We start from the raw sequence: 3,335 nt of genomic DNA, 5'->3' as shown, positions 1-3,335 counted from the left end.
TGGTAATAATAGGTGCTGTTATCTACAAATTCTTCAGATGATTTTACAAGAATCGAATCCTTTAAAATCGGCCTTTCATTACCGATACTTTTGGATAACGGAATGAAATAATTGAGCTTAGAAAGCTGTTTTTTATACCTTACAATATACGAAAAAATCGAACCATTTCTATTGACTACCAGTAGATTACTTTCCTTCCCCGGCTTCGCTTGAAGAAGGCCAAAATACTGTTCTTCTTCACGATTGTAAGTAAATACAAAATTGTCAGAACCGGTTATGCCTTGGCGGATAGGTTCTGGGAAGAATAGCGCAACATTCTTGGTGTCGTTGGCATAAATAGTGTCAAGAGGTATGGGTTGCTGTTGTGCTGTAGCCTGTGCCAAGCAAAGTCGAGGTGCGAAAGTGTAAACAAATCCAATTAATATTAAGATAAAAGTTTTCATAGTTTAGGCTTTAGAATTAATCTATAGTTATTTAATACGGTTACTTTAACATTGCGATTGTTTCGTCTTAGGACTTTTGAGACACCGCCTACTTGCGGAATGGTAGGTATGTTAATGTCACCAATAATATCGTCCAAAACTTCGGTGGTGGCTTCTGCCCTGAAATTGTTCTGTACGTAGATGCCCTCGCTACCATCTGATAAATCAAAAGCCTTGAGTTTAGTAGGGTGGTGCTGTATGTTTTCAATTTCAATGAGCGCTCGGTTGGGTTGAAAGCTGATAAATCCAAAAACAGGTGTGTTCTTAGGCATTTCTTTACCACTTATGGTAGCAACTTTGGTAAGGCGCATTCGTAATCTGGTATTCGCTTTTACTACTTGATCGCCATCTACAACCACATAAATAGTTTCATCTGTATTGCCGATGATTGAAACTTCATTGAGTTTGGGCGCAGCAGCAAAGAACAATTGATGTTCCAATCCCAGTTCTTTCGCTTGGATTTTTTGTTCTCGTTTTACTTCTACAGAATCTATCTTTGAAACCGCTTTGCGAACAGTTCTTTTGTGTCCCAAGTTTTGGTATCGCTTTTCTGAATATTGGATCTTACCAGCTTCATATATGCTATCTACGATACGCTCTTTTTCGCGATCTGGAAGATCTGGGTCGTAAAATCCCAAGGAATCAATCAGTTTTTCATCATAAATGCTGGGCGCATTATTTTCACGTACTTTCTTCAAGTCGTTAATCGCATCCAGTTTGGAATCATACTCTTTTTGATCTTCTTCTAAATCTGGAACTAATGTTTGCTTAAGGTTTTCAGTTTCACTTTCATCATCGCCCATTACCATTACGGAATAAGAAATGATGAATATGACAATCACGGCCAATACTGCTGCAAATACTATTTTATTCTTTTCTACTTTCATCGTTTAGTTTTTTTAAGGTGTTCTCGAAATAGTTGGTAATTAATAATCCGTGCGGATTGTTGGGGAAGTTTCTGTCAACCGTAATCAAGTTTCCGGTGGAAATCAACTCATAGGTGTCGATGATTGAACCTCTATTGATTTCAAAAATGGTGGTTGTTATAAAACTATACGAGCCATTATTTTCAGATAGTCGTGAATCGATGCTCAGTACTTTTTGAACCAAGGAATACTGAAGCAACCTGTTGTAAACACCATCCGCTTTTTTCTGGAGGTAGAGATTGTCCACGGAACTATTGCCCAACCACAATGCCTTTTCCAAATTGCGTTCATAATTACTCGCATCTATGTTATAGAAGTAGTTATGGAACAGATCCAAATGTGCTAAAGCTTCAACCCGAAAATTTTCCTTTTGGGTTACGAGCTTCAGCGGAATTATACTGCCATCGGTATTGATAGCAAAGGCACTATTAAGGGCTTTTTGATTGGTGTTGAATACCATCCAAACCGAAAATGTGCTGGATAGTAAGGCGCAGACAACTATTGCCAAAACGATAAACCGATTCAATTTTAGGACGCTGTAAATGTTCTTGTAAGGTGTTTTCATTCTGAAAATATTTAGTTGGTAAATAGTCTTAGCGTAAATGACGTGGCACGTTTATATAGGGTGAATTTCAAGAAAACAATAAAACCTACTGATCCCAACTGAACCACAGGTGCAAAAAAGCCCTGGCCAACCTCTGTTCCAAAAAGGTTGACCCAAAAATTGGTGTTGATTTCCGTATATATGGCATTGATAAATATATTGACCAGAAAGAAAGCTGGCACCAGCATAAACACCGCTGCATATAGTTTGAAGAACGTATAGGCGAGCGAACGAAACTTTTCAAAAACTGCAAGACTAATGACCAAAGGAAAAAATGCTTGCATTATTCCTAAAAGGAAGAAGCGCTCTGCTAAGAATAGCGGGTAGATGAACAAATCCAATATCCAAAGTAGGGTAGTTAAGATAAATGCCAATATTTTAAAACCGTATAAAGGTGTAACCAGGGCTTCATATAAAAGTGTCATCGCTGAACTTGCGGCATCAAACAAACTTACGTCTTCCTCTAATGGAATATCCTGCATTTGCAAAGGCAATAATGCTGGTGCTGTTCCTCGATATTGTTCTTCAATGGCGACTAAAATGCCATCAAAAAATCCCAATACCTGAGTTGAGAATATGACCAAGATGACAATGGTAAAATTCTTGACCAATTCACCAGGACTCAATCCCCAAGTGTAACCGTCCTTCTCTGCAATTCCTTCGTTATATTTTTTAAGGATGTTGACCAAAAAGAACAAGACAGCGAGCGTTTTCATTCCCGCAATTGTGTATTGCGAAAAATTGCTGGCTTGTATGGTCTGGAAAATGGTATCGATATATTCCAAACCAATTCCTAAGAGAATGGTCGCGTTCATTTTAATAGAATGTTTCTCGGTTATTGACTTTATCTTGCATCTTTCTGAAAGAAATAATGTCTCGATAGCGTTTTGTTTTTGTAGTTATGTTGGAAACCATCTGCTTTGATTCCAGCTCCTTTGCTTTTAAAATTTCAGCACGTTCTGCATCGCTCATTTTGAGATAATCGCTGGACAGGACTTCATCAATAAAATCTACCGTCTCCAATGAGTTTTGAACAATAGCATCAAAAGATTTTACAACCCTTGAAACTTCCTCTGGTTTGATGTAGGGCGAGTTGAGTATGTCCAGTACATCGTTCTGCATTACGGTGATAAGGCGCTGATTGTTCTGTCCAATTTCCTCAACTGCTCTAAGCTGTTGTACCACACTTGATACTTTCTCAATGCTCTCCTTTGCATCTTTTAAGAACTTTACAGACTTAATCATTTGAGCTGTCTGTTTACCTGATTCTACAAGTTGTTTTACCAAGCTGATAAAATTGGTATTGTCATAAGTGGGCATTCC

At 38.1% G+C, this 3,335-nt stretch carries 4 protein-coding genes and 1 pseudogene; all 5 read right to left on the bottom strand.

Going from position 1 to position 3,335, the window contains the following annotated elements; genetic code table 11:
* Window positions 1–443: pseudogene (locus tag RM529_RS16575) on the bottom strand (DUF4138 domain-containing protein); the annotation flags it as partial.
* Window positions 440–1,369, bottom strand: a complete 930-nt coding sequence (gene traM / locus RM529_RS16570; protein ID WP_176619456.1) for a conjugative transposon protein TraM — start codon at window positions 1,367–1,369, stop codon at window positions 440–442. The pseudogene RM529_RS16575 and the gene traM, both read right to left, overlap by 4 nt.
* A complete protein-coding gene (locus RM529_RS16565; RefSeq protein ID WP_311485846.1) occupies window positions 1,350–1,973 on the bottom strand; it encodes a conjugal transfer protein TraK in 624 nt (207 codons plus the stop codon). Before RM529_RS16565 ends, traM begins: the two co-directional genes overlap by 20 nt.
* Before the next feature lie 11 nt (window positions 1,974–1,984).
* Window positions 1,985–2,827 carry a hypothetical protein gene (locus RM529_RS16560; protein WP_176619454.1) on the bottom strand — a complete coding sequence of 281 codons (843 nt, stop codon included), beginning with the start codon at window positions 2,825–2,827 and terminating at the stop codon, window positions 1,985–1,987.
* A 1-nt stretch (window position 2,828) separates the two neighbouring features.
* The coding region (locus RM529_RS16555; protein WP_311485845.1) for a conjugal transfer protein at window positions 2,829–3,335 on the bottom strand (507 nt) is incomplete at its 5' end.

The organism is Autumnicola edwardsiae (assembly GCF_031846505.1).
GTDB classification, from domain to species: domain Bacteria; phylum Bacteroidota; class Bacteroidia; order Flavobacteriales; family Flavobacteriaceae; genus Autumnicola; species Autumnicola edwardsiae.
This window is presented reverse-complemented; position numbering and strand designations above follow the sequence as displayed.